The organism is Archangium sp., from assembly GCF_036389735.1.
In the GTDB taxonomy this organism is placed as follows: domain Bacteria; phylum Myxococcota; class Myxococcia; order Myxococcales; family Myxococcaceae; genus Archangium.
In genome coordinates this window covers 1-1,839 of sequence record NZ_DASVWK010000586.1, presented here as the reverse complement: position 1 = coordinate 1,839, position 1,839 = coordinate 1, and the positions used below count along the sequence as shown (strand labels likewise).

Annotated in this window: 3 protein-coding genes and 1 pseudogene; 1 reads left to right on the top strand and 3 read right to left on the bottom strand. The window is 69.4% G+C overall.

Going from position 1 to position 1,839, the window contains the following annotated elements:
- Positions 1-302 (bottom strand): hypothetical protein (locus VF794_RS20560; protein ID WP_331112960.1); only part of this gene is annotated, 302 nt, incomplete at its 3' end.
- A 105-nt stretch (positions 303-407) separates the two neighbouring features.
- Positions 408-830, bottom strand: a complete 423-nt coding sequence (locus VF794_RS20555; protein WP_331112958.1) for a hypothetical protein — start codon at positions 828-830, stop codon at positions 408-410.
- A 196-nt stretch (positions 831-1,026) separates the two neighbouring features.
- On the opposite strand from VF794_RS20555, the gene VF794_RS20550 reads away from it, so the two are divergent.
- Entirely contained in the window at positions 1,027-1,419 is a 393-nt protein-coding gene (locus VF794_RS20550; RefSeq protein ID WP_331112956.1) for a YkgJ family cysteine cluster protein, read from the top strand.
- Between the two features lie 6 nt (positions 1,420-1,425).
- Here the strand turns inward: VF794_RS20550 and VF794_RS20545 are convergent.
- A pseudogene (locus tag VF794_RS20545) lies at positions 1,426-1,839 on the bottom strand (hypothetical protein); the annotation flags it as partial.

The following is a 1,839-nucleotide window of genomic DNA, read 5'->3' as shown; positions in this document are numbered from 1 at the left end:
CCCAGGCCGATGGCGGCGCCCAGGCCCGTCTTGCTCAGCAGCGAGCCGGCCTTGCCGAGCAGGCCGCCACCCAGGTTGCCCACGAGGCCGCCGATGATGCCCTTGAGGCCGCCACCGTTGAGCACGCTGTTGGCGATGCCGACGATCTTCGAGGCGCCCGCGATGAAGGGACCCACGCCCGGGATGAGCGAGGCGATCTTGCCCAGCGGCCCGTTGAGGATCTTGCTGGCGAACCCAACCGCCTTCTTGGCGAAGTCACCGATCTTGCTGAAAACCTTGCCGATGCCCTTGATGAAGCCCATGGCGAACTCTCTTTTCTGGAAGGAAAGTGCTGCGTTGAAATGATTATCGGGGGCCGCGGTTGGAAGTTGTCAGGGGCCGGAGCTTTTCGAGAAAGCCTCGTGGGATCAGGGCTTTAGCGAGGTCCGTGCCTTCTTCACCGCGTCGTCGAGGCCGGAGTCCGTGGTCTTCACGGCCTCGCCGCCCTGGGACGCCAGGTCCACGGTCCGCTTGCGAGCATCCTCGAAACCACTCGGGGACTGGCCGGCCTTGATGGCCTCGACGCTGGCGCGCACGTTGGCCTCGAGGGCCTCGGCGGTGGGCGGCTCGACTCCCATCTTCCTCAGGTTCTCGTCGCTGACGACGAGGAAGGCGGGCTCCACGCCCGGGTTGTTCATGTAGTACCCGACGGTGTTGACGAACTCCTCGAGGTCCATCTCGAGTTCCGCGGCCATCTTCGCCATGTTCGGGTCCGCGAGGATCTTCGCACGCAGCTCGGCGGAGATCGGCGGGGGGGCATCGAGCTGCTCTACATCGGGTACATTGCTCATTGGGACCTCGGGGGTGGGTTGGGCCCGGCGATTATGCTGGCGTCGTCCCGCCGTTGTCGATGGGAAGTCATTGACAGAAGAGGGCGGGGGACGTGGAGCGCCGAGGAGGGGCCGGACCTCGGTCCCATGCGAGCCCTCGCCTGCACCCTGGCGCGCACGAGCGGCCGGGGGCGGCGATGACTATCTGAGTTCCTGGATGAATCCTGGCACACCCGAATCTCCGCTGTCGATCCTCTGCCGCGGCTGCGGCCTGTGCTGCGATGGCAGCCTCTTCACCCACGTGGGGCTCGAGCCGGAGGAGCTGGAGCGGCTGCGTGCCCTCGGTATTCCCACGCAGCAGCGGCGGAGCGGGACGGAGGTGCTCGCGCAGCGGTGCCCGGCGCTCAAGGGCCGGGACTGCCAGATCTACAAGGACCGTCCGTCGAGCTGCGCCTCGTACCAGTGCCTGCTCGCGGATTCCCTCGTCGAGGGCGAGGTCACCCTGGAGGAGGCGCAGGCGGCGGTGCGCAAAGCGCAGCGGCTGATCGCCGAGGGCCACGCCCGACGCTTCCTTCGACAGCGCTTCCGCGGACGCAAGGGCCTCGACTGACGCACCTCAGGCGAGCCCCACGCCGAGCAGCACGAACGTGACGGTACCGGCCACGCCCAGCGTCCAGCCGATGGAGTGCAGCCGGCGGGGCGAGGGGAGGGCCACGCACAGCCCGAGCGCCACGAGGCCCATGGGCAGCAGCGCCGCGACGCGCGCGAGGGGCAGGCCGGAGTGCACGGCCCAGGTGACGGCCGCGACGAGTGAGAGGGCGATGGTGGCGCCACCGGTGCAGCGCAGCCGCTCGCGGTGGGCACGAGGCCGGTGGCTGGCGATGACGGTGCGCACGGCCAGGGTGGCGAGCCCGAAGGCCAGGCCGTAGGTGCCCCAGAGCGAGAGCGCGGAGGTGGCGGACAGGCCCCCGGCCCGAGCGATGGGCACGGCCCAGGCACTGAGGGCGAGCGAGGCGAGCACCTCGCCCGA

Bases quoted from the DNA above. Each gene is read 5' to 3' on its own strand.
- VF794_RS20555 (WP_331112958.1), bottom strand. From the start codon at position 830: ATGAGCAATGTACCCGATGTAGAGCAGCTCGATGCCCCCCCGCCGATC.
- VF794_RS20550 (WP_331112956.1), top strand. From the start codon at position 1,027: ATGAATCCTGGCACACCCGAATCTCCGCTGTCGATCCTCTGCCGCGGC.